General features: G+C 56.4%; 31 protein-coding genes and 1 pseudogene. 26 read left to right on the top strand and 6 right to left on the bottom strand.

Annotation, left to right across the window (positions count from 1 at the left end):
• From H5T64_03415 to H5T64_03355, 13 genes and pseudogenes are all read left to right on the top strand, one after another.
• A partial coding sequence (locus H5T64_03415) for a type I glyceraldehyde-3-phosphate dehydrogenase (GenBank protein MBC7263389.1) occupies positions 1 to 438 on the top strand: 438 nt, incomplete at its 5' end.
• A gap of 15 nt (positions 439 to 453) precedes the next feature.
• Positions 454 to 732 (top strand): MoaD/ThiS family protein, encoded by a 279-nt coding sequence (locus H5T64_03410; GenBank protein MBC7263388.1) that lies wholly within the window; start codon positions 454 to 456, stop codon positions 730 to 732.
• Position 733: 1 nt separating this feature from the next.
• Positions 734 to 2575, top strand: coding sequence for an aldehyde ferredoxin oxidoreductase family protein (locus H5T64_03405; GenBank protein MBC7263387.1), 1842 nt, complete (start codon positions 734 to 736; stop codon positions 2573 to 2575).
• 2 nt (positions 2576 to 2577) lie between these two features.
• Positions 2578 to 3054: a 4Fe-4S dicluster domain-containing protein gene (locus tag H5T64_03400; protein ID MBC7263386.1), complete on the top strand. Its 477-nt coding sequence runs from the start codon at positions 2578 to 2580 to the stop codon at positions 3052 to 3054.
• 119 nt (positions 3055 to 3173) lie between these two features.
• Positions 3174 to 5153 (top strand): annotated as a pseudogene (locus tag H5T64_03395) (CoB--CoM heterodisulfide reductase iron-sulfur subunit A family protein).
• Positions 5154 to 5670: 517 nt separating this feature from the next.
• Positions 5671 to 6270 carry a 4Fe-4S dicluster domain-containing protein gene (locus tag H5T64_03390; GenBank protein MBC7263385.1) on the top strand — a complete coding sequence of 200 codons (600 nt, stop codon included), beginning with the start codon at positions 5671 to 5673 and terminating at the stop codon, positions 6268 to 6270.
• A complete protein-coding gene (locus H5T64_03385) occupies positions 6267 to 6695 on the top strand; it encodes a hydrogenase iron-sulfur subunit (GenBank protein MBC7263384.1) in 429 nt (142 codons plus the stop codon). The genes H5T64_03390 and H5T64_03385 overlap by 4 nt, the downstream gene beginning before the upstream one ends.
• Before the next feature lies 1 nt (position 6696).
• On the top strand, positions 6697 to 7668 hold the full coding sequence (locus tag H5T64_03380; protein ID MBC7263383.1) for a 4Fe-4S dicluster domain-containing protein: 972 nt from the start codon (positions 6697 to 6699) through the stop codon (positions 7666 to 7668).
• Complete coding sequence (locus tag H5T64_03375; protein MBC7263382.1) at positions 7665 to 8690, top strand: 4Fe-4S dicluster domain-containing protein; 1026 nt, start codon at positions 7665 to 7667, stop codon at positions 8688 to 8690. Before H5T64_03380 ends, H5T64_03375 begins: the two co-directional genes overlap by 4 nt.
• Before the next feature lie 41 nt (positions 8691 to 8731).
• Positions 8732 to 9574: an FAD/NAD(P)-binding protein gene (locus H5T64_03370; GenBank protein ID MBC7263381.1), complete on the top strand. Its 843-nt coding sequence runs from the start codon at positions 8732 to 8734 to the stop codon at positions 9572 to 9574.
• Between the two features lie 85 nt (positions 9575 to 9659).
• A complete protein-coding gene (locus H5T64_03365) occupies positions 9660 to 10562 on the top strand; it encodes a 4Fe-4S binding protein (GenBank protein MBC7263380.1) in 903 nt (300 codons plus the stop codon).
• 157 nt (positions 10563 to 10719) lie between these two features.
• A complete protein-coding gene (locus H5T64_03360) occupies positions 10720 to 12450 on the top strand; it encodes an aldehyde ferredoxin oxidoreductase family protein (GenBank protein ID MBC7263379.1) in 1731 nt (576 codons plus the stop codon).
• Positions 12451 to 12559: 109 nt separating this feature from the next.
• Positions 12560 to 13525 (top strand): alpha/beta hydrolase, encoded by a 966-nt coding sequence (locus tag H5T64_03355; protein ID MBC7263378.1) that lies wholly within the window; start codon positions 12560 to 12562, stop codon positions 13523 to 13525.
• Here H5T64_03355 and H5T64_03350 read toward each other — a convergent pair.
• The 5 genes from H5T64_03350 to H5T64_03330 form a co-directional block, all read right to left on the bottom strand.
• Positions 13485 to 14282, bottom strand: a complete 798-nt coding sequence (locus H5T64_03350) for a class I SAM-dependent methyltransferase (GenBank protein ID MBC7263377.1) — start codon at positions 14280 to 14282, stop codon at positions 13485 to 13487. The two genes, H5T64_03355 and H5T64_03350, sit on opposite strands and share 41 nt — an antisense overlap.
• 283 nt (positions 14283 to 14565) lie before the next feature.
• Complete coding sequence (locus H5T64_03345) at positions 14566 to 14943, bottom strand: 4Fe-4S binding protein (protein ID MBC7263376.1); 378 nt, start codon at positions 14941 to 14943, stop codon at positions 14566 to 14568.
• Between the two features lie 9 nt (positions 14944 to 14952).
• Positions 14953 to 15498: a hemerythrin domain-containing protein gene (locus H5T64_03340; GenBank protein ID MBC7263375.1), complete on the bottom strand. Its 546-nt coding sequence runs from the start codon at positions 15496 to 15498 to the stop codon at positions 14953 to 14955.
• 59 nt (positions 15499 to 15557) lie between these two features.
• Positions 15558 to 15782 (bottom strand): 4Fe-4S binding protein, encoded by a 225-nt coding sequence (locus tag H5T64_03335; protein ID MBC7263374.1) that lies wholly within the window; start codon positions 15780 to 15782, stop codon positions 15558 to 15560.
• Positions 15783 to 15880: 98 nt separating this feature from the next.
• Positions 15881 to 16585, bottom strand: coding sequence for a Crp/Fnr family transcriptional regulator (locus H5T64_03330; GenBank protein ID MBC7263373.1), 705 nt, complete (start codon positions 16583 to 16585; stop codon positions 15881 to 15883).
• A gap of 215 nt (positions 16586 to 16800) precedes the next feature.
• On the opposite strand from H5T64_03330, the gene H5T64_03325 reads away from it, so the two are divergent.
• The 11 genes from H5T64_03325 to H5T64_03275 all read left to right on the top strand — a co-directional run bounded on the left by H5T64_03325 (position 16801) and on the right by H5T64_03275 (position 22854).
• Complete coding sequence (locus H5T64_03325; GenBank protein ID MBC7263372.1) at positions 16801 to 17211, top strand: zinc-binding protein; 411 nt, start codon at positions 16801 to 16803, stop codon at positions 17209 to 17211.
• A 90-nt stretch (positions 17212 to 17301) separates the two neighbouring features.
• Entirely contained in the window at positions 17302 to 17613 is a 312-nt protein-coding gene (locus H5T64_03320) for a DUF1805 domain-containing protein (GenBank protein MBC7263371.1), read from the top strand.
• Positions 17614 to 17663: 50 nt separating this feature from the next.
• Entirely contained in the window at positions 17664 to 18593 is a 930-nt protein-coding gene (locus H5T64_03315) for a sulfite exporter TauE/SafE family protein (GenBank protein ID MBC7263370.1), read from the top strand.
• Positions 18594 to 18685: 92 nt separating this feature from the next.
• Positions 18686 to 19009, top strand: a complete 324-nt coding sequence (locus H5T64_03310) for a hypothetical protein (GenBank protein MBC7263369.1) — start codon at positions 18686 to 18688, stop codon at positions 19007 to 19009.
• Between the two features lie 94 nt (positions 19010 to 19103).
• Positions 19104 to 19529: a putative zinc-binding protein gene (locus H5T64_03305; protein MBC7263368.1), complete on the top strand. Its 426-nt coding sequence runs from the start codon at positions 19104 to 19106 to the stop codon at positions 19527 to 19529.
• A 192-nt stretch (positions 19530 to 19721) separates the two neighbouring features.
• Positions 19722 to 20117 carry a helix-turn-helix transcriptional regulator gene (locus H5T64_03300; GenBank protein MBC7263367.1) on the top strand — a complete coding sequence of 132 codons (396 nt, stop codon included), beginning with the start codon at positions 19722 to 19724 and terminating at the stop codon, positions 20115 to 20117.
• A 5-nt stretch (positions 20118 to 20122) separates the two neighbouring features.
• Positions 20123 to 20344, top strand: coding sequence for a DUF5320 domain-containing protein (locus tag H5T64_03295; GenBank protein MBC7263366.1), 222 nt, complete (start codon positions 20123 to 20125; stop codon positions 20342 to 20344).
• A 108-nt stretch (positions 20345 to 20452) separates the two neighbouring features.
• Positions 20453 to 20578, top strand: coding sequence for a PIG-L family deacetylase (locus H5T64_03290; GenBank protein ID MBC7263365.1), 126 nt, complete (start codon positions 20453 to 20455; stop codon positions 20576 to 20578).
• Positions 20579 to 20626: 48 nt separating this feature from the next.
• Positions 20627 to 21184 carry a PIG-L family deacetylase gene (locus H5T64_03285; protein ID MBC7263364.1) on the top strand — a complete coding sequence of 186 codons (558 nt, stop codon included), beginning with the start codon at positions 20627 to 20629 and terminating at the stop codon, positions 21182 to 21184.
• Positions 21185 to 21191: 7 nt separating this feature from the next.
• The gene (locus H5T64_03280; protein MBC7263363.1) at positions 21192 to 22136 is read left to right on the top strand and encodes an ABC transporter ATP-binding protein; all 945 of its coding nucleotides are present in this window, start codon (positions 21192 to 21194) and stop codon (positions 22134 to 22136) included.
• Positions 22123 to 22854 (top strand): ABC transporter permease, encoded by a 732-nt coding sequence (locus H5T64_03275; protein MBC7263362.1) that lies wholly within the window; start codon positions 22123 to 22125, stop codon positions 22852 to 22854. Before H5T64_03280 ends, H5T64_03275 begins: the two co-directional genes overlap by 14 nt.
• 203 nt (positions 22855 to 23057) lie before the next feature.
• Here H5T64_03275 and H5T64_03270 read toward each other — a convergent pair whose 3' ends face one another.
• Positions 23058 to 24227: an IS110 family transposase gene (locus tag H5T64_03270; GenBank protein MBC7263361.1), complete on the bottom strand. Its 1170-nt coding sequence runs from the start codon at positions 24225 to 24227 to the stop codon at positions 23058 to 23060.
• Positions 24228 to 24509: 282 nt separating this feature from the next.
• Between H5T64_03270 and H5T64_03265 the strand changes: the two genes are divergently transcribed.
• Together H5T64_03265 and H5T64_03260 are read left to right on the top strand one after the other, a co-directional pair.
• A complete protein-coding gene (locus H5T64_03265) occupies positions 24510 to 25037 on the top strand; it encodes a hypothetical protein (protein ID MBC7263360.1) in 528 nt (175 codons plus the stop codon).
• Between the two features lie 113 nt (positions 25038 to 25150).
• Positions 25151 to 26341, top strand: a complete 1191-nt coding sequence (locus H5T64_03260; protein MBC7263359.1) for a trypsin-like peptidase domain-containing protein — start codon at positions 25151 to 25153, stop codon at positions 26339 to 26341.
• The last annotated feature ends 78 nt before the right edge of the window (positions 26342 to 26419 follow it).

Genomic DNA, 26419 nt, shown 5'->3' with positions numbered 1-26419 from the left:
CCCCATAAAGACCTACGCCGTGCCCGGGCCGCGGCCCTCAACATCATCCCCACCACCACTGGAGCTGCCGAGGCAGTGGCTCTGGTCATCCCGGAACTGAAGGGCAAGTTCACTGGTTTGGCGCTACGTGTGCCCACCCCCACGGTGTCCATCGTGGATTTCGTAGGTGAGGTGCAGAAGAAGGTTACCGCGGCCGAGGTGAATGCGGCGTTTAGAGAAGCAGCGGAGGGCGAACTGAAAGGCATCCTGGGCTACACGGAGGAGCCGCTGGTGTCCATGGACTTCAAAGGCGATACCCGTTCCTCTATTGTGGATGGTCGCACCACCGCTGTCATCGGTGAGACCATGGTGAAGGTGGTTGCCTGGTATGACAATGAGTGGGGCTATTCTTGTCGCGTCGCCGATCTGACCCACTATATGGCACAGCGGATGGGCTAGGGGGTGATCTCTAGAGTGAAACTCACTGTGGAGATGTTCGGCCTCGCCCGACGCCTGACCCAAGAGAAGGCGGTAGAGATTGAGGTCAGCGAAGGAGCTACCCTCCGCGATGTGGTGACGGCACTGACGAACCGATATCCGGTATTGATAGGGCAGGTCTTCGCACCGCAGACCCACGAATTCGTAGCACCCTATTTTTTCGTCATTGACGGGAAACGTCCGGCGCAGAGCCTGGACGTACAAGTCCAAGAGGGACAAAAACTGATCCTAATGTTTCAAGAAGCGGGAGGATAAAATGTATTCGTATACGGGCAGAATCCTGCACATTGACCTAACGACTAAGAAGAGCTGGGTGCAGCACATTCACGAGGATTTCCTCAAGAAGTATGTGGGAGGCGTGGGGTTGGCGACGCGCTTGGCATACGACAACACGCCAAAGGGCGTTGATCCTTTAGGCCCCGATAACGCCTTGTGTTTCGCATGTAGTGCCTTCGGCGGCACCATTGTGCCGGTCGGCACGAAACACGGGGTGGCATCCAAGTCCCCGCTCACGGGTTTCATCGCCGACTCGCTGGCCTCCAGTTACTTCTCCCAAACTATGAGGCGAGCCGGATACGACGGGATCGTGATCAAAGGGCGGGCTGAGAAGCCAACCTGGATATTCATTGACGACGATCTGGTCGAGTTCCGAGACGCAGCAGACTTATGGGGGAAAGGCTGTTTTGAGACCGAAGAGTTAATCCGCCAGAAGATCGGTGATGAGACGGTACGAGTCTCAAGCATCGGCGTCGCGGGCGAAAATCTAATTCGCTTTGCAAGTATAGGCAATGACCGCGGGCGTCAGGCAGGACGCTGCGGCAATGGGGCAGTGATGGGTTCCAAGAACCTCAAAGCGATCGCCATCCGAGGCTCGCATCCTATCAAGGTGGCGGATCTAGAGGGCTTGAAGAAAGCCTGCTTGCCTCTGATCAAGTTGGCGCAGGGATCAGCGACGGAGAAATACCGCATCCTGGGGACTCCGGCCAACGTTCTGGCCATGAACCGGATTGGCGTGCTCCCCACCCGCAATTTCCAGCAGACGACGTTCGAGGGAGCCGAGAAGGTCAGCGGCGAATACATGCACGAACACTTCACTGAGAAGGCCGTGGCCTGCTCAGGGTGCGCTATCGCGTGCGAACAAGTTACTTCAGTAGCAGAAGGGCCATATACAGGCGCTCGGGTTTCCATTGACTACGAGACCCTTTATGCACTGGGGCCAAATTGTGGCATTGATTACTTCCCCGCCATCATCAAATTGGCTGACCAATGCGACCATTACGGAATGGATACCCTGAGCACGGGCGTCACCGTGTCCTTTGCTATGGAGTGCTACCAGCGTGGTGTCCTGACCAAAGGAGATTTCGACGGCCTGGAAATGGAGTTCGGCAATCACGAGGCCGCCGTGGCTTTGGTGGACAAGATCGCCCATCGCGATGGCATCGGTGATGTCTTGGCCGAGGGCGTTAAACGGGCCTCTGCCGAGATCGGCAAGGGGAGCGAGAAATGGGCCATGCACGTCAAGGGGCTTGAGATGTGCGGCTATGACCCTCGCAGCCTGAAGACCTTTGCCGTCGGCCTGGCTGTGGGCACGCGGGGCGGCTGTCACAACCGTTCGCTGGCCTACGAGGCGGATATCAAGGGTGAGGTAGACCGCTTCAAGATGGAGAAAGGTCGAGGAAAAATCGTCAAAGAGAAGGAAGAATACGCTTCTCTCTACGATATCGTCATGCTCTGCAAATTCTTGCGCGGCTGCTTCAAAGATTTCCACGCTGAGGTTTCTCGACTTTACACAATGACCACGGGCATTGAGATGACGCCGGACGACCTCCGAACGCTAGGCGAGCGGGTGTGCAATCTAAAGAAGGCTTTCAACATCCGCGAGGGTTGGACCAAACAGGACGACTGGCTCCCGCCACGTTTCACCGAGGAGCCCATTCCCGACGGGCCCGCCAAGGGACATTATGTCACTCCAGAAGAACTGCGCCTTGGAATTGATGACTATTATGAAGCGCGCGGGTGGACCAAGGACGGGCTGATTCCGAAGGAAAAGTTAATCGAGTTGGGACTGGAAGATATAGCCGAGGAAGTGGGGGTCTGAACATGGTACACAAATACATCGTCTGTGATCCCGACAAATGCGTCGGATGCCAAACGTGCGAGTTGATTTGTTCGGCAACGAAAGAGGGCGTTTTCGACCCCTTGAAATCCCGCATCCGTGTCGTGCGTATCGAGCCGGTGGTCATGATGTCGGTCTCCTGCCGCAACTGCGAGGATGCGCCTTGCGTCATCGCCTGCCCCAGAGACGCCCTCTCGCAAAGCCCGGAGACAGGCACTATCTTGGTGGACAAAGACAAGTGCAACGGGTGCGGTTGGTGCGTTTCGGCGTGCGAGTTTGGAGCGATCATGCTCGACTCGGCCACCAAGGTCGTGGCAATGTGTGATCTCTGCGCCGATCAGGAGGGACCGCAGTGCGTGGCGTACTGTCCCAAGGAGGCTCTGAGCTTGTCCACGCCTGATATTGTGGCGCAGAAGTCTCGCCGTGAAGCGGTGGCCAAGTTACTGAAAGAGTTGCTATAAGTCCAAAACTTCATCCGCGCGAGGGTGGATTACCACACATTACTACCTGGAGTTGAGGTAGTAAGCGTAATCTCCCTGCGGGGATTTGTTGTGAGATGAATTCCGAGAGAGGTAGGGATATGAGCGAAAATGGGCGACCTCGCATTGGTGTGTACATTTGCCATTGCGGCTCGAATATCGGTGGGGTCATCTCTCCCAAAGAAGTGGCTGAGTATGCAGCCACTTTACCCGATGTGGTAGTCTCGCGGGACTACTTGTATCTTTGTGGTGACCCCGGACAGAATCTAATCAAAAAGGACATCGCGGAACACAATCTGAACAGGGTCGTGGTGGCAGCGTGCAGCGTCCGCCTACACGAGCCTACCTTCCGGCAATGCGTGGCCGAAGCGGGGCTAAATCCCTTTTTGATGGAGATGGCGAACATCCGGGAACAAGACACCTGGGTGCACACACACGAGCCAGAAGCAGCATTGGCCAAGGCCAAGGATATGGTCGCCAGCGCGGTGGCCAAAGCCCGCTACCTCACAGCGCTACAGATGATCAAAGTCCCCATTACCAAACGGGCCTTGGTGATTGGTGGCGGCATCGCTGGCATCAGCGCTGCTCTTGACCTGGGTGACATGGGGTTTGAGACTTACCTGGTGGAAAAAGATCTCACCATCGGTGGCCGGATGGCCCAGTTGAACAAGACTTTTCCCACCATGGATTGTTCGATATGAATTCTCGCCCCCAAGATGGTGGACGCGGCGCGTCACCCCAACATCAAAATCCTCTCCAATGCAGAGGTAACACGAGTTGATGGGTTCATAGGGAACTTCCGGGTCAAAGTGCTCCAGAGGCCTCGATACGTCATAGCCGACCGTTGTAATGGTTGTGGCCTTTGTGCCAAGGCATGTCCCATTGAGATACCCAATGAATTTGAGGCCAACGCGGCTCCCCGCAAAGCCATTGACGTCCCCCACGCCCAGGCGGTCCCCCTAGTCTACGCAATTGATATGGACCACTGCATCAAGTGCTACAAATGCGTGGAAGCGTGTGGGAAATTGGATGCCATTGACTTCTCTCAGAAAGAGGAAGAAATAGATCTAGACGTCGGGACTATCCTGGTGGCCACAGGCTTCAATGTTTTCGACCCCACACCTCTGGAAGAATATGGCTATGGGCGGTACGAGAACATCCTGACGGCCCTTGAACTGGAGCGATTGACTAACTCCAGTGGCCCCACAGTCGGCGAAGTCATACGTCCTTCGGATAAAAAGACGCCGAAGAGCATCGCTTTTGTCCAATGCGTTGGGTCCAGGGACAGCCGCTACCATATTTATTGTTCTGGGTTCTGTTGTATGTACACTATCAAAAACGCCATCGCCCTTAAGACCACATACCCGGATATGGAAGTGGCTATCTTCTATATGGATATCCGTACCCCAGCCAAGGGATATGAGGAATTCTATCAACGGGCGCGGGATATGGGCATCCGCTTTATCCAAGGGCGACCCTCGGCCATCATCGAGGACCCAGAGACAAAGAACCTGCTCATCCGGGCTGAGGATATCAGCCTGGGGCAGATGGTGGAAGTGGAGAGCGAGATGGTGGTCCTATCCACCGCAGCGATCCCCCGTCCGGACGCAGAGGAATTGAGTTCTGTCCTGACCATACCGCGCGATCCCAGCGGCTTTTATATGGAATATCACCCGAAATTAAAGCCCATTGATACACCAACCGAAGGGATATTCCTGGCTGGCGCAGCACAAGGGCCCAAAGATATTCCATCCAGTGTCGCCCAGGGTAGTGCTGCGGCATCGCGAGCCAGCCGAGTGTTATCTTCTGGTTATTGGGAGATCGAGCCCATTGTGGCTTGTGTATGGCCCGATAGGTGCATCCGTGCAGAAGGAGGCGACAAGTGCGGCATCTGTGCTACCAAGTGCCCGTATAACGCCATCGTCATCGAACCCGGAAAGGTCGCCGAGGTTATTCCAGCCAAATGCCACGGCTGCGGGGCATGTGTGGCGGAGTGTCCACAAAACGCCATCACGCAAATGCACTTTACAGATGCACAAGTACTGGCGCAAATCCACGCCCTCTTGGCCGAGAGTCCGGAGAAAAAGATACTGGCCTTCATGTGCCACTGGTGCAGTTACGGTGGTGCTGATTCAGCGGGCACGGGCCATTTCCAGTATCCACCCACCTCGCGGGGTATCCGGGTTATGTGTTCGGCGCGCATGGATGCGGACTTCGTGTTCGAAGCATTCCGCCGCGGCGCGGGCATGGTGCTGGTCTCCGGCTGCCATCCGCAGGACTGCCACTACATCACCGGACAACACCATGCAGCCAAGCGTTTCGAGCGCCTGGCACAACAGTTAGCAACAATGGGCATATCCCCGCAGCGCTTCCGAGTGGAGTGGATTTCCGCTGCCGAAGGCCAGAAATACGCCCAGGTCATCACGGAGATGGATGCCACACTGCGCTCTTTTGACCCGGAGACCATCCGCCGGGAGAACGAGGCAGCGCGGCCACAACTTGATCGGCGGCTAAGAAAATGGCCAGAAGTGCCCGGGGTGGCCGAGGTATTAGGTGTCACCAAAGAGCCAGAACTAGTGCCCGCCTGAGGATGCCAACATGCTGAAATCAAACCGCTACGATCCAGGCTTTGCAGCAGAGGTCGCGGCTGAACCCGGCGGCGAATACTTGTGGCGTTGTTTCTCCTGCGGCACCTGTGTGGCTACCTGCCCCATTCGCTGGTGGAATGCGGACTATAACCCCCGCCGCATTGTGCGTATGATAGTCTTGGGCCTACGAAATGAGGTTCTCGCTAGCCCGGCGGTCTGGTTCTGCTCAGCCTGTGATAATTGTTACGAGCGCTGCCCACAAGGGGTACGCATTTCCGAGTTAATGAGGGCGATCCGCAACATCGCCATTCGCGAGGGAAAACGACCGTGGCGGACCCCAGCACAAGTGAATGAACGGGTGTGCTCCGCCTGCGGCGTGTGTGTGGAAGTTTGTCCATACGATGCCATCGAACTGGTTTCCAAACGGGTTTTGGGGCAAGAGAAAAAGGTGGCCCAGGTGAACGCCACGCTGTGCATGGGCTGTGGGTTGTGTGGGGCCTCTTGTCGGAGTGCAGCGATTGATGTAACTGACTTCAGTGACGACGAAATCATCGCTCAAATTCGGGGCTTGAGTGAGCGGGTGCTGATTCCAGTGGAGGTCACACGATGAGCATAGAGAGCGAATGGCAGCCTCGCCTCCTGGTTTTCCTCTGCAACTGGTCGTTATATACCCCCAGTGATCGGGAGGAAGTGGATCGTGTGGCAGAGAACCCAAACATTCGAGTTATTCGGGTGCCCTGTTCCGGGCGGGTGAATCCACTCTTCATCCTCAACGCGCTGCAAAATGGCCGGGATGGGGTTCTTGTCGTAGGGTGCAATCCGGGACAATGTCATTACAAAGACGGGAATTACCTGAGCGAGCGCAAGCTGATCACTCTCCGACGTTTTTTGGAATACGTGGGTATTGAGCCGGAGAGGATTCAATTCGCCTGGGTCAACGAAGCGGAACGACATCAGTTCCCAAGATTGATTCAGAGTATGACAGAAAATCTGAGCCAATTAGGTCAATCTCAGCGCTTTCGAAGAGTATGTTAGCATGGCGGATATCACACGGAGAATTCAAAGTGAGGCTCGCCGCTTGTTAGAGAGCGGCGAGGTTGAGGCTGTGATCGGCTTCGAGAAGGGGTCTCTACCTCTCCGGGCAAGGCCGACCTTTATTCGCAGGCCCGAAGATGTAGAAACCCTAGTGTGGAACGGCTTTTGCGAGAATAATCTAGCTCGCTACCTGCTTAAGGTAAGGGATCAGAGGGTAGGCATTGTGGCCAAGGGTTGCGACACACGAGCGATCGTCGCCCTTATGGCAGAGCGGCAAGTGGATCGCGATCGGATTTTCATCATTGGTGTGCCTTGCAACGGCATGGTAGATAGCCGTCAAGTGGCTAAGGCGGTGCCTGGCGAGATCACAGAGGTTGAGGTGAAAGGCCAGAGGATTTTCGCGCGCGGAAAGGACTTCGAGATGATTCTGCCGCGCAGGAAGTATCTACACTCCTCTTGCCAAGCCTGCGAATATCCCAACCCAGTGATCTACGACGTGCTCGTAGCCAAACCGGTGGAGTCAAAAGGAGACCTGTCTATTCTCACAGACCAGTTCGAGTCCCTCTCCCACGAGGAACGCTGGACATATTTTGCATCGGAATCCGAACGCTGTATTCGTTGCTACGCTTGCCGTGAGGCATGCCCAATGTGCTATTGCAACGAGTGTTTTGTAGACCACACGATGCCCCGCTGGTCAGAGACTGGTGTCACCCCGAGTGGCCTGCAATTCTGGCATATAGTGCGAGCCTACCACCAGACAGGACGCTGCGTGACTTGTGGCGCCTGCGAGCGCGCTTGCCCGATGGGGATCAAACTCGTGTACCTGATGGCTCGATTGAATGAAGACGTGCGCGAGCTCTTCGAATTCGAGACCGGATTGAATCCCGAGGCCGTTCCACCACTGGCTACCTTCCAATCAGATAAGGAACGCGAAATCGCTACCCAAATAGAAGCAGGGGCCCCGAAAACATGAAGATCATTGCCAAAGAGAAGTGGCCAGACTTCGTCGCTAAGTTGATAGAAGACTACGAAGTATATGCACCGGTTGAGGCAGGAGAGGCCATCACATTTCAGAAAATCCGCGAGCCGAAAGAGGGTCAGTGGCATTATGCAAATACCACGACGTCGGCCAAAGGGGTCTTTCTACCACAAACGGAGACGCTATTCTGCTATGAAATGAACAACGGCCATGTGAAACTCGAGCCCATAGAGGACGTGGCGAAAGATAGGGTGTTGCTGGCCGTACGTCCATGTGATGCGCGCGCCGTTAGCATCCTGGACCGAGTGTTCGACACGGAGGAAAAACCAGACGTCTATTACGTGAACCGGCGCCGACGGACGACCATTGTAGCCTTAGGATGCAACGTTCCCCGAAGCACCTGTTTCTGCACTGCCGTGGGGGGAGATCCCTTTGGCAAAGAGGGGGCCGATGTGTTGCTCACTGACCTCGGGGATCGCTACCTGGCCGAACCCCTCACGCCACGAGGAGAGGCTTTACTGAGCACCGCGCATTTCCGCGAAGCCACCCAAAAAGAGCGCAGTGATGCCAAACGGATAGCCACCCATGCCCGCAAACAAATGGCGCCTCTCCCGGATACAACCAGCCTGCCGTCAGCCCTGGGCGGTATGATAGAGGCGCCCATCTGGCAAGCGCTCCAGGAACGCTGCTTAGGGTGCGCCGTCTGCGCTTACGTCTGCCCAACTTGCTATTGCTTCGACATCGTAGATGAGGTATGCGACGCGACATCCGGAAAACGAGTCCGCAACTGGGACTGTTGTCAATTCGCTGTCTACACACTGGAGGCATCGGGGCACAACCCGCGACCTACTGGTCGGGAGCGGATGCGCCAGCGAGTTATGCACAAGTTTAACTACATGGCGATGGGTGGTGCGCCATTGGGATGCGTTGGTTGCGGACGGTGTGTGATCAGTTGTCCAGTCAATATTGACATCCGAGAAATATTAGGCGCTATCACCGCCGCGAAAGCAACATGACCATATCAATCCGCGATAAACCCAGACAGGAATACCCAGCAATGGAAAACCCTTATCTGCCCATAATTATGCGTGTCCAGCGGGTGTTCGTTGAGACTGAGGATGGCATGCAGAAAAGCCTTGATTTAGCCTTCACCAGACCGAGTGACGAGGCAGCATTCCATTTTATGCCAGGGCAATTTTGCGAGATATCGGTTTTTGGCAAGGGAGAAGCACCCCTAGGTATCGCCTCCTCTCCGACGGAAAGGGGGGGCACCCTGCGCTTCACCGTTAACAAAGCCGGATTGGTTACCCAAGCGCTTCACCAGTTGAAGGAGGGCGATGAGGTCGGGTTGCGGGGGCCTTTAGGAAATGCTTACCCACTGGACCTCTTCGAAAATCACAGCGTGATTATCATCGGGGGTGGGTTCGCTTTCACCACCTTGCGCTCACTCCTGGTCTATATGCTGGAACCAGAGCAACGTGGCCGCTTCGGAGAGATCAGCGTGATCTATGGGGCACGGACGCCCGGCCTGCTCCTCTACAAAGAAGAACTGGAGCGCTGGGAGGCACGAACGGACGTTTGCATGCATTTGACCGTGGACACAGAATTTCCTGGCTGGACGAAGCGGGTCGGCTTTGTGCCCACAGTTCTGAAGGAAGTGGCACCCAGCCCAGAGAATACTTATGCAGTGATGTGTGGCCCTCCGGCCATGATCCGCTTTACGCTGCCCGTGTTAGATGAGCTGGGGTTCCCGAGAGAAAGGGTTTATACTTCGCTGGAACGGCGCATGAAATGCGGCATTGGCAAATGTGGCCGTTGTAACGTTGGCCCGCTCTATGTCTGCAAGGACGGCCCAATATTCAATTATGCCGAATTGGAGGGCCTACCACGCGAGTACTAGACGTATCAACCAACCGTTGGGATAGCGCGCGTTGTTACTTCGCCAACGCCCTATACAAACTACGTCTTGGTCTGAGGAGTGAACAGTGAAACGCGGCATTACTACCAAACAAGAGACTGGACTCGGCTTTGTCTTAGAGCGTCGGATGATCACTCGCTCCCACCGCTTAGAATGGCTACGCCAGCAGTGCGTGGGCTGCGATATATGCTCCGCGGCCTGTCCATTAGAAGCCGTTAGATTGCAACGGGGAAATGTGGAGAACGGCCGACTGGTAGTGCGCCCAAGCATTGATATTGACGAGAGCAAGTGCAATTTTTGCGGCGAATGTGTGGTCCTCTGTCCGACCAACGCACTGCGGATCACTGTAGATGGTGAGCCCAAGATCCCCGTGCTGGAGTATGAGGCTTTCCCCTCCCTGGTCAAAGAGATCAGCGTAAACGTAGCGGCTTGCCGCCCCAGTTGTAAACTGGCATGTCGTGAGAACTGCCCGCCAGAGGTCATCCAAGTGGAGACTGAAACGGACTCCCGAGGGCGCGTGAAAACTATCTTAGACGTGCGCATTGACCGTGAGGGGTGCATTTACTGCATGCAGTGTGAAGTCGCTTGTCCAGAGGGGGCTATTTCAGTGACCAAGCCCATGGCCGGGCGCGTGTATCTGGATCGGACGCGATGCCCCAAAGGCTGTCAGGCTTGTGTGGACATCTGCCCCACCGACGCCTTGCTTCTCAAGAAGGGAGAAGTGCTCCTCGATGAGCGGTTCTGTCTCTACTGCGGGGCTTGTCAAGTGGTATGTCCCGAAGAGGGAGCAATACGGGTTGAGAGACGATACGTTTTACACAGCCCAGTGGAGTCCGGTGCGTGGTTGGCAGCGTTAGAAAAACTGATCTCGGCGGGGGCTATGGCCCGGGAACTTGATGTGGTGGCCCAAGCCAGAAGACGAAGTATCCTGAATTACCTCCCTGCGGTGAATAAGAAGAACCGCTCTTAAGAACCAAATCTTCCCTAGAAATAGTATGCCCCTTCCGCGCGAACCCGCAATGACACCAAAGGTTCGATGATTCACTCGAAGGCAAGCGCCTATCTCGTCATCTCGATTGACAGCAAACTCGATCCTGCGGCAGCAGCGTCTACTGGGAGGTAGGGGAATGCACGGCTTCTACAACCGTATCTTGAGAATCGATCTGACCACTCGAGAAACAACCGTTGAGCCTGTACCCGATGAAATTCTGGCAGCATACTTAGGCGGCAAGGGTTTGGGAACATATCTTTTGCTGCAACACGTGCCCCAAGGTGCAGATCCCCTCTCATCCCAAAATGTCCTCATCATTGCCACTGGCCCAGCAACTGGTTCCGGCCTTGCCCCTGCCAGTCGCTACGGCCTCTACGCCAAATCGCCACTCACAGGGTTATACGGCGAATCTTACGCCGGCGGATTCGTTGCCCCGCAAATCAATGCCACGGGATACGATGCCATCCTGCTAGAGGGTGCTTCATCCGAACCGGTTTATCTCGAGGTTAGTGACCAAGGAGTGAGGTTCCGAGACGCGAGGGGCTTGTGGGGTCTGGATACTCATGCGACCGAGGACCGGGTGAAGGCAGACGTGGCTGTACCGGGGGCGCAAGCCATCGTGATTGGCCCGGCGGGGGAAAACCTGGTGCCCTTTGCGCTGGTGAACAACAATTACTGGCGGCATGCTGGCCGCACTGGCATGGGCGCGGTGATGGGTTCAAAGAAGGTCAAGGCAGTCGTGTTTCATGGGCAAGCCAAGCCGACCTTTTACGACCCTGCGGGGGTCCAGTCTTTCGATGCCGCATTGCGGCGGCGAGGTAGGGAAGACCCCGGAGCCCAAGCCTATCGCGAGTTCGGCACACCGAGATTGGTAGCCACGCTCAACAAGGTGGGCGGGTTCCCGGCCCGTTATTGGTCGCAGGGCCGGGTGGATCATTGGTCTCAAATCAGCGCCGAGAAACTGTTGGAACGCTTCGACGTTCGGAGCCATGCCTGTTACCGCTGCTTCATGGCTTGCGGGAAGATATCTACTGTGCCTGATGGCCCACATGTCGGCTTGCGCATTGAAGGCCCGGAATACGAAACGATCTACGCCTTCGGTGGACTCTGTATGATAAGTGACTTGGCAGAGATCATCTATCTGAATGAACTATGTGACCGGCTGGGCATGGACACAATCACTGCCGGTAACGTAATTGCTCTAGTGATGGAAGCGTCGCAGCGAGGTGTGTTCAAGCCGGCGTTAGATTACGGCGACGCCGAGGGAGCGGCAGAACTGCTGGAGAAGATAGCCCGCCAGGAGGGCATCGGCAAGTTGCTGTCGGGTGGAGTGCGGGCAGCCAGTGCGGCGCTTGGGTTGGAGGACATCGCTGTGCACGTTAAAGGTTTGGAACCGGCGGGTTACGATCCACGGGTATTGAAGGGCATGGGGCTGGCCTACGCTGTGTCTGATCGGGGGGCCTGTCACTTGCGGGCAACGGTGTATAAGGCCGAGTTATCCGGGGTGATCGAGCCGGACGCTATAGAAGGCAAGGCACAGATCCTGACCGATTTTGAGGACCGACATACTCTGTTCGACACACTGATTTTCTGCCGTTTCTACCGCGACCTGATCGGGTGGGACGAGTTGGCGCAGGTCATCTACGTGCTCACGGGACTCAAGTTAGATAAAGAGGGGCTTGCTGCCATGGCCCGCAATATCACCACTCGGGCTCGCGAATTTAATTTGCGGGAGGGAATGACACCAGCAGACGACGCTCTACCAGAACGGTTCCATAAGGAACCACTGGAGCCTGAGCAAAAGGTACTATCCCGGGAAGAATTGCGGAAAATGTTAGATGACTACTATGCTTTGAAAGGGTGGTAAGAAGGGGTTCCATTGAGCAGTTGGGGGCACAAGGCCTCCCGCTTAACGATTTTGCCACATCTCTTCCCGTCTACAGGTGCATTCATTGTCTACCAAAAGGACAAAACGCATCCGCACCGTACTCTTCATAGTTGTTTTCTTGCTGGCCGTCGTACTTGTCGGCCCTTTCTTCATCCCTGTGCCACCACTGGAGGGCACCCAGGCACCAGAGCAACTGGCTGACCCCGATAGTCAGTTCATCGAGGTCAACGGTCTGCGCGTGCACGTCAAAATTGCAGGGTCTGGGGAGCCGGTTCTGGTGCTCCTGCACGGCTTTGGAGCCAGCATTTTTTCTTGGCGGGAAGTCATGACGCCACTGGGCCAATGGGGGACGGTCATCGCCTTCGATCGCCCTGGTTTTGGTCTGACTGCTCGCCCTATGCCAGGGGAATGGGCAGGCGAGAACCCCTACAGCCCTGAATATCAGGCTGATCTAACCGTTGCTTTGCTGGATGCATTGGGTGTAGAGCGCGCCGTGCTGGTTGGTCACTCTGCCGGCGGCTCGGTGGCCACTCTGACCGCCCTACGTCACCCAGAACGAGTTCAGGCACTGATTCTGGTCGATGCGGCCATCTACGTCGGAGATGGCATACCCGCTTGGTTACGCCCGCTATTGCACACACCACAGGCACGCCATCTGGGCCCATTGCTAGTGCGTTCCATTGCCACAGGCGGCGAAACGACCATTCGCTTAGCCTGGCACGATCAGACGAAAGTTAGTCCAGACATCCTAGCGGGTTACAAAAAGCCCTTGCAGGCGGAGGATTGGGATCGTGCCCTGTGGGAATTCACCCTGGCTAGTCATCCTCTCAACTTGTCGGCACAATTGGAGGAGATCACGATTCCCGTCTTAGTTATCACCGGGGATCAGGATCGCATTGTACCCACTGAGCACAGTATCCGCTTGGCCCGGGAACTACCGGACGCACGCCTAGTAGTTATCCCAGAATGTGGTCATTTGCCACAGGAAGAACGCCCCGAGGCACTACTGCAGGCTATCTCCGACTTTCTTGCCCTCGGCGGGCTACTACAATGAGGTCAGTGCTTCTCTGAGGGTGATATGGGGTGAGGCAGTAGTCGCCGTAAAAATTCGTTTCACCGAAGCCTACCCTTGGAAGGATATTGGCAAGTTCGGCACTAAGAATAGGGCGTTGCTTCGCTGAGCGAACGTTACAAGCCCACTGCCCCCGTTGACGGTGGACGGTTAGCATGTGAAAAGTCAGGCCAGGCAAGCCATCATGTTCCGGCGGTCCGAAGTCCAACACTCGTAGGAACAACCATTCCCGATCACTCTCAGCACGTGCCTCCAGAGGCATGAAGCGCTGCTCCTCTGCCAAAATACGGTCGTAGTTCCGATTCTGAAGAATGAGCACCCCTCCCTGCCGAAGCATAACGGCCATATCGCTCAGGGCCTGATGTAACTGCTCTCTGCTGAGCAGATGGGGCAGGCTGTTGCCCAAGCAAATGATAGCATCGAACTTCCCGCTTATTTTCTCTGCCAATTCACCGAAGCCGGCAACGACAAAAACCACATCGAGTTGAGCGCGGATGGCGTTCTTTCGCGCTTGCTCTATCATCGGTTCGCTGAGATCCACACCGACCGCATCGTAGCCTCGTTGCGCCAAAGCGATGGCGTGATGCCCCGTTCCGCAGGCCACATCCAACACGCGATGCACTCCATATCTGGCAAAGAGCCCTTCGAAACAGGGCAGTTCGGATGAGAGCCGCGCCTCCCAATCCACAAAACGGTCGTAATCGGTGCTGAATTCGTCATACAAAGGCACAACGGTCACGGCCCCGCGCCTTTCTCCTTCAGTTGTCGATATTTTTCTTCGCCTATGCATTCTTTCGCATAGGCGCACCAGTCAATACAGGATGATCCCACCTCGCGGAGAAGAGGAGCGCCACAATGGTGGCAATGGCCTATTCTCTCATCAGACCAGAGTTCTGTCTCCTGACCACAATGGGGACAGATCACGTACTCTGGCGATGCTTCGCGGATAGTGATCGCTCCCGGACATCCCTTATACAAGGCCATGCTAACATACCTCTAAAAGGACCCACATATTTCTAACTTCATCCGTGGATCAGATATGGCAAGCAGCGAGTGCAAACCCAGAGGCTCTCCCCATGTCGGCGACACGGCAAAAGTACCGCCTGTTCCTCGGTCGAGCCACACCGGAAGCACGATTGGGCAATGTAAGTTGGACTTCGGAATCTCTGCTGTTCTTCAGCGGTCGCTTTGTTGAAGGGAACTGTCTGTCGCTCCTCGATGGTGAGCGCCCCAGTCGGACAAACCGCCAAACAAAAGCCTGCCCCATCACACAACTCCTCATTCATCACGCGGGCTTTCCCATTCACGATCGCGATAGCGCCCTCAACACAGGGGGTAACGCAGAGGCCGCAGCCGTTACATAGATCTTCGTTGATTTTGACAATTTGACGACTAACCACTAATATCCCCTATCCTTCGGCAAGTTCATAAGCGAGTTGGTGATATTTCTCGTGCACTCCTTCCCCCACCTCCTCGGCTTCGATCTTTTCAAAAGCCTCGGCTAATGCTCGCTGATCCTCTGGGGTGAAGAGTTGGTCCGCCATGGGGTATAGAACGTTGTCTTCCTTGTCAATGTGCGCCCGCAAGAGTTGAACATAGGCTGACAAATTCTCCTGCAATGAACGAATGGCCAGCGAATCGCCCTTTTGGGCCTGTGGGAGTGCCTCGGCTACCGCCCTCACGCGCCGCCGCCCCTCGTCATGCTCTAGGAGCATCACCGCGATCGGTCCCCTATCGCCGGGCATGCCCCGTTCCCGCATCTTGGCAAAGAGTTGCTTTTCCTCCTTGGCATGATGGCAGTGATCGGCGAAGTTCCTGAAGAAGTCAACCATCTTGTCGAGTGCGTCCGCATTTACTTTGCCGCTATCCTGAACGCGGCCTGCTTCGCGTTCAGCCGCATCTAGGACCATCAGGATAATCTCGTGTTCATGCTTGAGTACTTCTGTCGGTATCATCCTTCTTTCCTTCCTGAATTCTGGGTGAGGGGTATCCTGAAGTGCATAGCCGGATATATTTAGCGACCCCTATCTCCTGCAATGATGATTTCGAAAGGGCGGGCAATCGCCCCAGCAGGACAAAAAGCCTCACAAGCGCCATCGTATTGGCATGCTTCGGGGTGCACGATCGCTGCCTTACCGTCCTCAATGGCCAATGCACCGCTCGGGCAGACAGTCACACACACCCCACAGCCATCGCACTTGAGCGGATCAATGACCGGCAGAACTATCTCCTCATCCATCCCACATCTCCCTACAGTGAAAATGGGGCCGTTCGGCTTGCATTTTCATTATACTGCCTCTACGGCCCCCCGTCTGTGACTTTAGTCTCATTCACACATCACATCATCGCTCTGTCTCGCAGACCATCCACATCGAGGAGGACAATGCGGTGGCGCTCCATCCTGATTAGCCCCTCGTCTTCGAGACTGCGCAACGAGCGCCCCACCATTTCTCGCACCGTGCCTAACCGGGCGGCCATCTCCTCCTGGGTCATCAAATGGCGACGCCCCAGTTCTAGGCTGCGTTCGCCCTCACTGGCTTGCTGCAACAGCAGCCGGGCTAAACGGGCCGACACGCTGCGGAAAGAAAGGTCTTCTATAAGAGAGACCAAATGGCGTGCTCTGGTAGCCAAGTTTTCGATGACAGCCACGGCCAGGCTGGGGTGTTGATGGAGCAGGGCCAGCATCGAGTTCCGGTCCACGACCCACAGGGCTGTCGGCTCCAGGGCCGCCGCACTGGCTGGATTGGGGCCGCCGTCGAGGACAGCCACATCATTAAAGGTCTGCCCTGGGCCCAGAACATGCAACACTTGCTCCCGCCCTTCCGGCGACACTTTGAACACTTTGACGTGTCCCGACTCTACTGCGAACAGTCCGGCGCATGGTTCGCCCTCCAGAAAAATTATCTGACCCTGATCGTACTCTCGGCGGCTTGCCACGCTGATCACAGCGGCAAGGTCACTGCCATCAAGACAGGCGAAGTAGGGGACAGCGCGCAAGAGGCCTGCCCCTGCAGTTGGCTCCTCCGATGTAATGCGTTCCATTTTTGACCCGCCTTGGCGAGCGTTGTCATGCGAGCAGGGATCTACTGCTGCCATTTTCCCCGGCCTTACAAAAGAAATACACGGATCTGCAATTTCATTATACTGTCCCTCTCCCCGGAGTTCAAAGTCCAACGTTGCTATGGAGGAGCGATTTGACAGGTTGAGTATAATAAGTGAGTAAGTCATATAAAGACAAAAGTAAGGAGGCATTCGAAATGGCAGAAGTAACGGAAGCACCCATCAGGCTATTACCCGTCTGCGCCAAAGAAGCTGAAAACCTGGATATCATCCTGGCTTGTGACGGTGCAGCCAGTGTGGGCCAGGTGGGTCACGCAGTAGCCGTTGAATTGACGAACTCTAAAGAAGCGGCACGTATGTGCTGTACCACCGCCATAGCCGCCGAGTCGAAGGTCCACGTGGACATTGCCAAGCGGGCCAGGAAACTCATCGTCATCAACGGCTGTGGGAATCGCTGCGCCAGCAAGGTGTTGGAGAAATTGGGCATCCCCTATGATTACGAGACGGTCATCGCCAAGGAGGGGGTGGAGAAAGTACCCACCCTCGACTTTGACGAAAAGGATGTACATCGCATCGCCCAGAAGATTGCTAAGGAGGCATTGGAGTAACAAACCCCCATTAAGTAAAAGAGACTCCCAGTGTCGCTAGAGAACGGCACCAGAAGCCTTCAATTTCAGTAGGCCAGGAGGGAGGATGAAATGGCGGGAAATATACAGATTGAATTCGTCGAGGTCTCCACAAGTACAGCCGTGGGCGTGCGCATCGGAAACCCTCAGAATCCTGAGAAAGCGACGATCATCGTCTTGATTGGGAACAAGGGGATGATTGTGTGCCGGAACTTTGACATTGTCGCCTTGGAACAAAGAGGGGTTGCGGCTGCCAGAGTACAGGGTATCACCTCGTTTGAGGAAATACTGAGCGCGCCCATCGAATCCTGCACCGCTCAAGCCAAGCAACTGGGAGTGGCCGAAGGGATGAAAGGCGAAGATGCCCTGAGCCGACTCCTGTAACCTGATACTGCTTGGGTGAGCAGACGATAACAAACAGAAAGGGGAAGAAAATGAAGCCTCGAATATCCTCTGATAAACCAACACCATGGTGGTATGAGCAAATCCCAACCGTGGTGCTGGTGCTCATTATCGCCGTGCTGACGGTGTGGACGCTGGCAACGGGAATTGGCACTGCCCCCGGCGTGGCGCCGATGAATGCAGGGAAAGGCATAGTGCTCATTGTGGTCGGGTTCTTTGCCGGCTTGCTTGGCGGATTAATCGGCACAGGCGGGTGTAGCGTAGTGTTGCCAATCCTCCATTTCTGGATGGGCTATCCTGCCCCAATTGCCGTCGGCACCACACTCTTCGCTGTGGTTTTCACCGCGCTCTCGGGCGGTTATGGCCACATCGTCCGCCGAAACGTGGATGTGCGTGCTTTTCTGCGGCTGGGCTCCGGCGGTACTCTCGGCGTCCTGCTCGGTTCGTGGCTGTTCACAGTACTCTCGCATCAGGCGAAACTATTAGGGCTCATCCTCGGCTTGATCTTCCTCTGGCCCGCGCTTCGGATGGTCTACGAAGGGATCGTCCAGCGCGCCGCACCCAAAGGGGAGGGAGGGGCGATTCCGGGTTCGGGCTGGGTGATGGCAGTTTTTGGCTTCATAGTCGGGATCGCTACCGGTCTGGCAGGCCTGGGCGGAGGCTACGCCTTGGTTCCGGGACTGATCTACCTCTTCGGCGCACCCGTCTATATCACCATGGGCACCTCTCTGGCGACGATGATCCCCCTTACAGTGATCGGCGGTGGCATCAAACTCGCAGAGGGATTTGTGCATTTGGCTACAGGCCTGCTTATTGCAGCGGGTATCGTCATTGGCGCTCAGGTAGGAGCCTCCCTTATCAAGCGTTTCAGACCCGCAACACTGAAACTGCTCTTCGGCGTGTACTTCCTTTACGTCGCAGTGAAGTTTATCACCGCTTTCTTTGGAATCCAGATTTGGTGACCGCCTCAGTGTTGGATCACACCAGGCTCTGAGCGCCGGGGTAAGCAATCTGTCGCTCATGCAAATTGCTCCGAGTTTTCACGGAGGTAGATGTGGCATTCTGTTGGGTTAAAGCCGGCCAGTGTGGGCAGGAAACTACGATCGAAGCCCGCAAGACCGATGCAACACATGTCACCTTTGAGATCACGAGCACTTGTGAGCATATCCAAGCCCTGGCCGAGGCGTTGGGCAAGGTGGACGTGGCCCAAGATATGTCCTGCCCACTGATCGAGACACGGGTTTATCGGCTGGCTACCGAACATGTATGCCGCAACAGTTGCATTGTGCCCGCTGCGATACTGAAGGCGATGGAGGTGGCGGCAGGTATCTTCCTGCCGGGTGATTGCCAGGTGACTTTTGTAGAGGGGGCGATATGACGCCCTGCCGCTTTAGAGCGCGACAGAGCAACAGTGGAAAACCGTGATTTGTGTGCTCACTTACCTTCCCTATCACACACCGAGGGCCGAGAAAATGGATTTGCAGAAACAGCAAGGAATATTACCAAAAGTGGGGCTTTTTGCCTGCTTTAGTGGTGGTTCTAACACCGGCTCACTGACTGGGATGGCCGCCCTAGAAGTGGTGAAACGGCTCGGCAGTGAGTTGGTGGGTGTTTGCTCGCTGCCAGCCGTTTTGAACCAAGTGCCCCGGCAATCTGTCCTAGTGCGGCGGATAGAAACGTTGATCGTAATTGATGGTTGTCACAACGAGTGTGCCCGTCAATTGCTGGCAGGGATAGGCATCGCCCCGGATGTCTACCTGAACTTGGAGACGGATCTGCACATAAACAAGCAGGGGCCTTTCAGCAGCCTGGCCTTTACTACTGAGGAAATCGATCAAGTGGCACAGGCTATCGTCGAGACCATCGAAAAGGCCCTGAAAGAAAAGCCAACGCATTAGGTCATTCGCACAAGCGAGGATGGACCTGATGCTCGGCGATAAGCAACCAGCATTGGATCCAAAGTGCAGATGCCGCCTGGTAGCCTCTGTTCTCTGCGCCCCACCCAGGAATTTGACAGTCTCGGGATTTTGCAGTACAATATAGGTATAAGTCATATATAGGATATTATCTACTCAATTTGGAGGCCAAGCATGTGCCGGGAACACGAAGGGGAAATTAACGAGAGACATTGCTGTCCACCACGGCGACGGATAAGAGGCTTTGTGCAGCCCTGGCTGCTCCTGCTCCTATTACAGAAGCCAAGCCATGGCTATGAGCTAATGGAACGTTTGGCTCAGGACGAGGACTCTCCTAGTGCCGATCCGGGTCTCTTATACCGCACTTTGCGGCAATTGGAAGAGGAGGGATTAGTTCAGTCGTCATGGGATACAGAGGGGAGTGGCCCTGCACGGCGGCTGTACAAGGTGACACCGGAGGGAGTGGAATACCTTCACGCCCGGGCAGTGAATATTCGTCGCACTCGGGAGCGGCTGGATCGATTCCTGGCCGAGTACGAGGCTTATTTCCACGGTGACGAAAGGAGGTGAATGAAATGTGCGGACACAGTGAATATCACAGTCATCGTGGTCACTACGCCAATTGGTGTGATTGGTGCGGCTGCGTTCCTACCCCCTGGGGGCCTCGTTTCCCCTTCAGGCGACGCTTTTCCACTCGCGATGAGCGCATCGCTCGCCTGGAGGAATACCTAAAGGCCCTCCAGGAAGAAGCCAAGGCGGTGGAAGAGCGCATCGCTGAGCTGAAAGCGAGCAAATAGTGAAAGATAATGGATGTGCAGCCCCCTTGGGAGTGCACCGCACATCCGTAAAGAGTTATCATCCTCCCGCAGGCTTCTAAGTCTGCGGGAGGATAATGTGATCGTATCATGGTGCGATTCCCAACCCTACTATCCATACTCGCCCACCCCGACGACGAGGCATCTCGTTGTGGCGGTACTCTGGCTTTGCTGGCCCAGCGGGGCGTGCGGGTACAAGTGCTCACCGCCACGTGAGGCGAGGCTGGCTCGTGCGGGGACCCACCACTATGTACACCCGAGGAATTGCCTGCCGTACGCGCACAGGAACTATGCTGTGCCTGTACGGCTCTGGGCATTGAACCGCCTCGCCTGCTGGACTACCGCGACGGTACATTGGCCGAGGTGGACGAGGAAGAGGCCGTGGAGCGGGTGCTGGTGATTGTCCGGGAACTGCGGCCCCAGGTGCTCCTCACCTGGCCACCGGACGGCCTCTCCGGCCACCCCGACCATATCGCCGTCAGCCGCTGGACGGCACTGGCCTTCCAGCGGGCAGCCGCCCTGGGATCCGCCGCACCGACCGCGCTCTACCACCTGGCCGTGCCGCGTTCCGTGGTTCAGGCCCTGGGGCTGTCTCACCTTCACGCCACACCCGATGGGGAGATCACCCTGACCGTGGACGTGAGCCCGGTCTGGGAACAGAAGTTGGCGGCCATCCGCTGTCACCGCACCCAACTGGGAGGATCGCCTATCCTGACGGCTCCACCAGAGCGACAACATCTGTTTCTCGGCACGGAGCACTTTCGGCGAGCGCAGTTACGGGCAGAAGGCGATCTCTTGAGTGACTTTCTGATGTGGAGGTAATCAGCCGATGAATTACGCGATAGAAGTGAGTAACCTGACCAAGGTATACGGCCCGCCGAGCTCCGGCGTGCTGGCCGTAGATCACGTCAACTTCGATGTGCGCCAGGGGGAGATATTCGGCTTCCTGGGGCCCAACGGCGCCGGCAAGACAACTACCATCCGCATGCTGACTGGTTTGACTCGCCCTACTGCGGGCAAGGCACATATTCTGGGCTTTGACCTGGCCACGGATGTGACGCGCATCAAGAAATACATCGGCGTCGTGCCAGAGATGTCCAATCTGTATGACGAACTCTCGGCCTTCGACAACCTGGTGTTTGCCATGCAACTGTATGGTGTGCCACGTCGGGAACGCAAAGCCCGCGCCGAGGAACTGTTGGCGCATTTCCGTCTGGGCGAGAAACGGGACACTCCCTTCGCTAAACTCTCGCGGGGGATGAAACGGGCACTTACCGTTGCTGCTGCGTTGGCCCACCGCCCACCGCTCCTTTTCTTAGACGAGCCGACGAGCGGGCTGGATGTGATGAGCGCACGCAATTTGCGTCAGATGATCGCCGGGCTGCGGGACGAAGGGGTCACTGTGTTCCTAACCACCCACTATTTGGAGGAGGCTGAGCGGTTGTGCGACCGTATTGCCATCATCGTCCAGGGACGCGTCGTGGCACTGGACACAGTGGATGTCTTAAAAGCACAGGCGCAGGACCAGACGGTAGTCGAAGTAACGCTGAGCGACGGTGATGGTTATGTCGAGGTCCTGCGCCTTGAAGGTGACAATGTGGAAGTGGCGCTGCGCAGAGCGCTGGCACAAGCGGAGGTCAGTGGCCGACGTATACTGGCCGCCAACACACTTCGCCCAACGCTCGAGGATGTGTTCGTTCGATTGACCGGCTTGAGCGCAGAGATTATGCTGGTTGAGAAAGGCGCCAAAGGAGGGTCCAATGTTAGCGGATGACCTGCGTGGGATATGGTACATCGCCCTGAAAGACCTGCGGGCTTACTACTTCAAGCCGCCCAATATCAGTTGGGGGATCCTCTTTCCTTTCGCTTTCGTACTAGCCTTCGCCATTCGCAACCCGGGCGAGTTGCGGCAACTAGTGCCAGGTCTGTTAGCGCTGACCACCCTCTTCGGCACGAGTTCTATGGAGGCCATCGTCATAGTCTTCGAGCGACGTATCGGTGCTTTGGAACGGCTGCTATTAGCCCCGGTGCGCCTGCCAGCCTTATTGGCAGGCAAACTGTTGGGCGGCATGGCTTTCGGGCTGACGGTAACGGCGTTCGTGCTATGCGTCGCATTGGCCGCTTTCGGCACTAGCAATATCCACTGGCCTCTGCTTGTCGCGGGGTTGCTGCTTTCCGCAGCGGCTTTTTCAGCCTTGGGAGCGTTTGTCTCGGTAGCGGTGCGAGAGGTCTTCGAGGCGCAGACCTTGGCAAATTTCATTCGCTTCCCCATGATGTTCCTAGGCGGCATTTTCGTGCCCTTATCGTCTATGCCACCCGCTCTGCAGATCGTGGCCCGGGCCTTGCCGCTGACCTACGCGGTCGAAGTGTTACAAGCAGCATTCAACGGGCGTGCATCACCTGTAACCGCGCTTGATCTGGGCGTGCTGGCCATCTTCACACTGGTTATGTTCTCACTGGCAACACGCACCTTATCCCGCTGGATGGATTGAGAGGAAAAAGTACTCCTATGCAGCGACCATTGTAGTCGCGCGAATAGCGACTTATTCCACAGATAGAAGCCAAACTTAACCGCATCCTGACAGATTCTTCATCAGTTCTTTATATTCCTCTGCTATACTAGAGGCAAGTCGGTGAGAACCGATGGAGCACTGCGTAGCAGAAAGACCTGCTATAGAAAGTCAAATCAGCACCTTTACAAAGTACGGATGACATAGGGTCGGTTTTCCCGTAGCACTACGTAGACACGAGCAAGGAGCTTGCGGCAGATGGCTCCCATGATAGTACCGTGAGCCTTGCCTTCGGCGCGACGCCGTTCGTAGTAGGCTTTCAGTTCCGGGTCATATTGACGCGCCATGGCTGCCGCTAGCCACAAGGCATGGCGCAGGTAAGGGGAGCCGCGTTTGCTCATATGTGCCTGGTCGCCTTCGAACTCGCCGGTCTGGTAAACGGTGGCGTCAATGCCTGCGTAGGCCACTAACTTTTCCAGGGTGGGGAAGCGGTGGATGTCGCCGATCTCTCCCAGGAAAGCTGCGGCTGAGGCCAGGCCGACGCCGGGGATGGTGGTGAGATATTGTTCGGTCTGTTGAAGCAAGGCGTCCAGAGCGGCATCCACGTCAGTGACTTGGGCCTCCAAGAATTCGATCTGGTTCAACAGGCAACGGAGTTCCAGGCGAGCGGCATCGGCGAGGAAGGAGACGCCGACCGATCGAGCGGCAGTGGCGATGATCTGTTGGGCTTTAGTCACACCAAAGCGTCCTCGACTGGCGGAGGTGAGCAAGGAACGTAGTTCATCGAGGGGGAAGTCGGCGAACTCCTGGGCGGTGACCGCTTCCTGGAGCAGGCGTCGTGAAGTGTGGATGAAGAGGTCCGAGAAGAAGGTTTCGTACTCCGGGAAGACGCGGTCCAGGACCGAGATGGCTTTGCGTTTGCAATCGCCGATCTGCTCGACGAGGCGGAAACGGAAGCGGGTCAGTTCGCGGATCTGCAGGATGATCTGCTGGGGCACGTGACAGGGCTGGCCACCGCCGATGCGCACAAAGTCGGCGATCCAATAAGCGTCATGGCGGTCGGTTTTGCGCTTGCGAATGCCGGTGCGGCGGTATGCAGCAATCTGCAAAGGATTGAGGATCAGGACGGTGTAGTCCAGGTGGGTGAGGTGATCGTAAAGGGCCAGCCAATAGTGCCCTGTGGCTTCCAGGCCAATGGTGACGGGTGCAGGCAAAGCTTTGATCTCGGTGACAAGCTGATCAAAGCCTGCCCGATCGTTGTGGAAGGTGAAGGAACGATGGATCACCTGACCCTGGTCATCCAAGATGATAGCCGTGTGCTGACGCTTGGCGACATCGATGCCTAGGTAGTACATGATGATTACCTCCAGAATAGGGATAGCCGAAGCGAGGCAACCTCAGTGCTCTACGAGACCCACAGCCTTGTTGGTGAGCGAAGCGCTAGCCATCTGCCAGCAACCTGCTGATTCGTGGCCTCTCGCAGAGCCGAGGTGGCAGTCTTTCTGACGAGGCCGAGCCTCAAGGAGGACGAACGCCAGCCTCAGCTTCTACGAGAGCATTATACACCACTCTTTCAACGGAGTGGCCCCAGAGGTCAACTGGGGTGATCAACATCAGTATACAAGGAGGTGAATAACATGAGCAAGGGGGCAAAGATTGTGGCGGGTGCACTGGCTGTAGTCATGCTGGCGGGCACATTGGTCGCCGGCACGGCTCTAGCCCAAGGGGCTACGCCTACACCCAAGACCCCCTACGGCTGGAGATGCGGCTTCGGATTTGGTCGGGGCATCTTCGGGCAGGCAGGGCTAGAGGCCGCCGCCAAAGCGCTCGGCATGACCGCCGATGAACTATCGACCCAACTGTGGGGCGGTAGGACCCTGGCCGAACTGGCCGACAAAGCCGGAGTGGACTTGCAGACCATCCGAGATGCGGTCGAGGCCGCGAACCAGGCTGCCTTCAAGGATGCCATCCAGCAGGCTGTAGAGGATGGCTACCTCACTCAAGAGCAGGCAGACTGGCTGCTGAAGGGTCTCGAACTGGGATTCATGCCAATGGGGCGCGGCTTTGGGCGTGGGTTCGGTTTCGGTGGTCGGGGCATCGGTTTCTTCCGCGGTTTCGCCCCGCTTACCACCCCTTCCGTGACGCCGAGCTCCTCCTCGCTCTAAAGGCGCCACGGCTTATTGGCCTTGCGGCCAGTTGAGGAGGGCTGGCCGCACCAGTCAGAGGGAGCAAAGCGTCTGCTTTGCTCCCTCAATTCTGGAGACGGAGGAGTCACCTTATGAACCGATCCATATTCTTCAGACTTTTGATTGTAATAAGTCTAATTGGCCTGCTACTCCTGGCGGGGTGTAGCCCGGCTGGGCTGTTAGCCCTCATCGGCCCAGCGGCACCCACCGTCACTCAAACACCCGCTACGGCAGCGGTGGCGCCTACGACCACACAATCCCAGGTCATTGCCACTCCTGTGCCAGCCACAGCGTTGTTAACACAGGAACAACTGCTGGCGGATCTATATCAACGGGTAAACCCCTCCGTGGTGAACATCACTGTCACCGAGGGAAGTGGTTCGTTCGCGCAACAGGGCACTGGTTCGGGCTTCGTGTACGATGACAAGGGTCATATCGTCACCAACAACCATGTAGTTGCCGATGCCACCAAGATCTGGGTCACCTTCGCCGACGGGACTATGCTCCCTGCCAAGATAGTTGGCACTGACCCCGGCACCGACTTGGCCGTAATACAAGTTGATCGCCCAGCACGGGAACTCCACCCAGTGACCTTGGGCGACTCAGATACCCTGCAAGTCGGACAATTGGCCGTGGCTATTGGCAACCCCTTTGGCCTCGAAGGGACGATGACAGTGGGTATTATCAGCGCCCTGGGGCGGGTGCTGTCGGCAGCGAGTTCGGGCTTCGCCATTGTGGACCTGATTCAGACGGATGCGCCTATCAACCCTGGCAATTCTGGAGGGCCGCTGCTGGACGTGGGAGGCCGCGTGATTGGGGTGAATACTCTGATCTTCTCTCAGACCGGCGTCTCATCGGGAGTGGGTTTGGCCGTCCCAGTAGCAGCGGTGAAACGGGTGGTGCCGGCACTGATCGAGAAAGGGCACTATGCCCATCCCTGGCTCGGTATCTCTGGGCGCTCCATCACCCCTGCCCTGGCGGAGGCCTTGGAATTGCCCGTGCAGCAAGGAGCACTGGTGGAACTAACCGTCAGCGGTGGCCCAGCCGAACAGGCAGGAATCCAGGGCGGGTATCGGCGAACCTACGTGGATGGCCTGCCGGTGACCATTGGTGGTGACATTATTGTAGCCGTGGACGGGGCAGAGGTAAAGAGTTTCGATGATCTGGTAGGCTATCTGGCACGACGGACGGAGGTAGGGCAGCAAATCACACTGACCCTCTTACGGAATGGCAGCCAGTTAAAGGTTCAGGTCCGGTTAGAGGAGCGCCCGGCGGGAGGGTGAGGCTGTTAAGCAAAACACAAACGGCGCTGTGCACAGCCCTGAGCGAAATCTTCATCAAAACTTAAAGGTTTCTAAACA

This window comes from Chloroflexota bacterium (assembly GCA_014360825.1).
Classification (GTDB): Bacteria; Chloroflexota; Anaerolineae; order UBA2200; family JACIWT01; genus JACIWT01.
This window is presented reverse-complemented; position numbering and strand designations above follow the sequence as displayed.

Excerpts from the sequence above, each read along its gene's own strand:
- H5T64_03305 (MBC7263368.1), top strand. The coding sequence starts at position 19,104 with ATGGATTTGCAGAAACAGCAAGGAATATTACCAAAAGTGGGGCTTTTT.
- H5T64_03320 (MBC7263371.1), top strand. The coding sequence starts at position 17,302 with ATGGCGGGAAATATACAGATTGAATTCGTCGAGGTCTCCACAAGTACA.
- H5T64_03400 (MBC7263386.1), top strand. The coding sequence starts at position 2,578 with ATGGTACACAAATACATCGTCTGTGATCCCGACAAATGCGTCGGATGC.
- H5T64_03405 (MBC7263387.1), top strand. The coding sequence starts at position 734 with ATGTATTCGTATACGGGCAGAATCCTGCACATTGACCTAACGACTAAG.
- H5T64_03300 (MBC7263367.1), top strand. The coding sequence starts at position 19,722 with ATGTGCCGGGAACACGAAGGGGAAATTAACGAGAGACATTGCTGTCCA.
- H5T64_03315 (MBC7263370.1), top strand. The coding sequence starts at position 17,664 with ATGAAGCCTCGAATATCCTCTGATAAACCAACACCATGGTGGTATGAG.
- H5T64_03390 (MBC7263385.1), top strand. The coding sequence starts at position 5,671 with ATGCTGAAATCAAACCGCTACGATCCAGGCTTTGCAGCAGAGGTCGCG.
- H5T64_03265 (MBC7263360.1), top strand. The coding sequence starts at position 24,510 with ATGAGCAAGGGGGCAAAGATTGTGGCGGGTGCACTGGCTGTAGTCATG.
- H5T64_03325 (MBC7263372.1), top strand. The coding sequence starts at position 16,801 with ATGGCAGAAGTAACGGAAGCACCCATCAGGCTATTACCCGTCTGCGCC.
- H5T64_03375 (MBC7263382.1), top strand. The coding sequence starts at position 7,665 with ATGAAGATCATTGCCAAAGAGAAGTGGCCAGACTTCGTCGCTAAGTTG.
- H5T64_03295 (MBC7263366.1), top strand. The coding sequence starts at position 20,123 with ATGTGCGGACACAGTGAATATCACAGTCATCGTGGTCACTACGCCAAT.
- H5T64_03260 (MBC7263359.1), top strand. The coding sequence starts at position 25,151 with ATGAACCGATCCATATTCTTCAGACTTTTGATTGTAATAAGTCTAATT.
- H5T64_03380 (MBC7263383.1), top strand. The coding sequence starts at position 6,697 with ATGGCGGATATCACACGGAGAATTCAAAGTGAGGCTCGCCGCTTGTTA.
- H5T64_03290 (MBC7263365.1), top strand. The coding sequence starts at position 20,453 with ATGGTGCGATTCCCAACCCTACTATCCATACTCGCCCACCCCGACGAC.
- H5T64_03385 (MBC7263384.1), top strand. The coding sequence starts at position 6,267 with ATGAGCATAGAGAGCGAATGGCAGCCTCGCCTCCTGGTTTTCCTCTGC.
- H5T64_03270 (MBC7263361.1), bottom strand. The coding sequence starts at position 24,227 with ATGTACTACCTAGGCATCGATGTCGCCAAGCGTCAGCACACGGCTATC.
- H5T64_03335 (MBC7263374.1), bottom strand. The coding sequence starts at position 15,782 with ATGGATGAGGAGATAGTTCTGCCGGTCATTGATCCGCTCAAGTGCGAT.
- H5T64_03340 (MBC7263375.1), bottom strand. The coding sequence starts at position 15,498 with ATGATACCGACAGAAGTACTCAAGCATGAACACGAGATTATCCTGATG.
- H5T64_03370 (MBC7263381.1), top strand. The coding sequence starts at position 8,732 with ATGGAAAACCCTTATCTGCCCATAATTATGCGTGTCCAGCGGGTGTTC.
- H5T64_03360 (MBC7263379.1), top strand. The coding sequence starts at position 10,720 with ATGCACGGCTTCTACAACCGTATCTTGAGAATCGATCTGACCACTCGA.
- H5T64_03280 (MBC7263363.1), top strand. The coding sequence starts at position 21,192 with ATGAATTACGCGATAGAAGTGAGTAACCTGACCAAGGTATACGGCCCG.
- H5T64_03330 (MBC7263373.1), bottom strand. The coding sequence starts at position 16,585 with ATGGAACGCATTACATCGGAGGAGCCAACTGCAGGGGCAGGCCTCTTG.
- H5T64_03275 (MBC7263362.1), top strand. The coding sequence starts at position 22,123 with ATGTTAGCGGATGACCTGCGTGGGATATGGTACATCGCCCTGAAAGAC.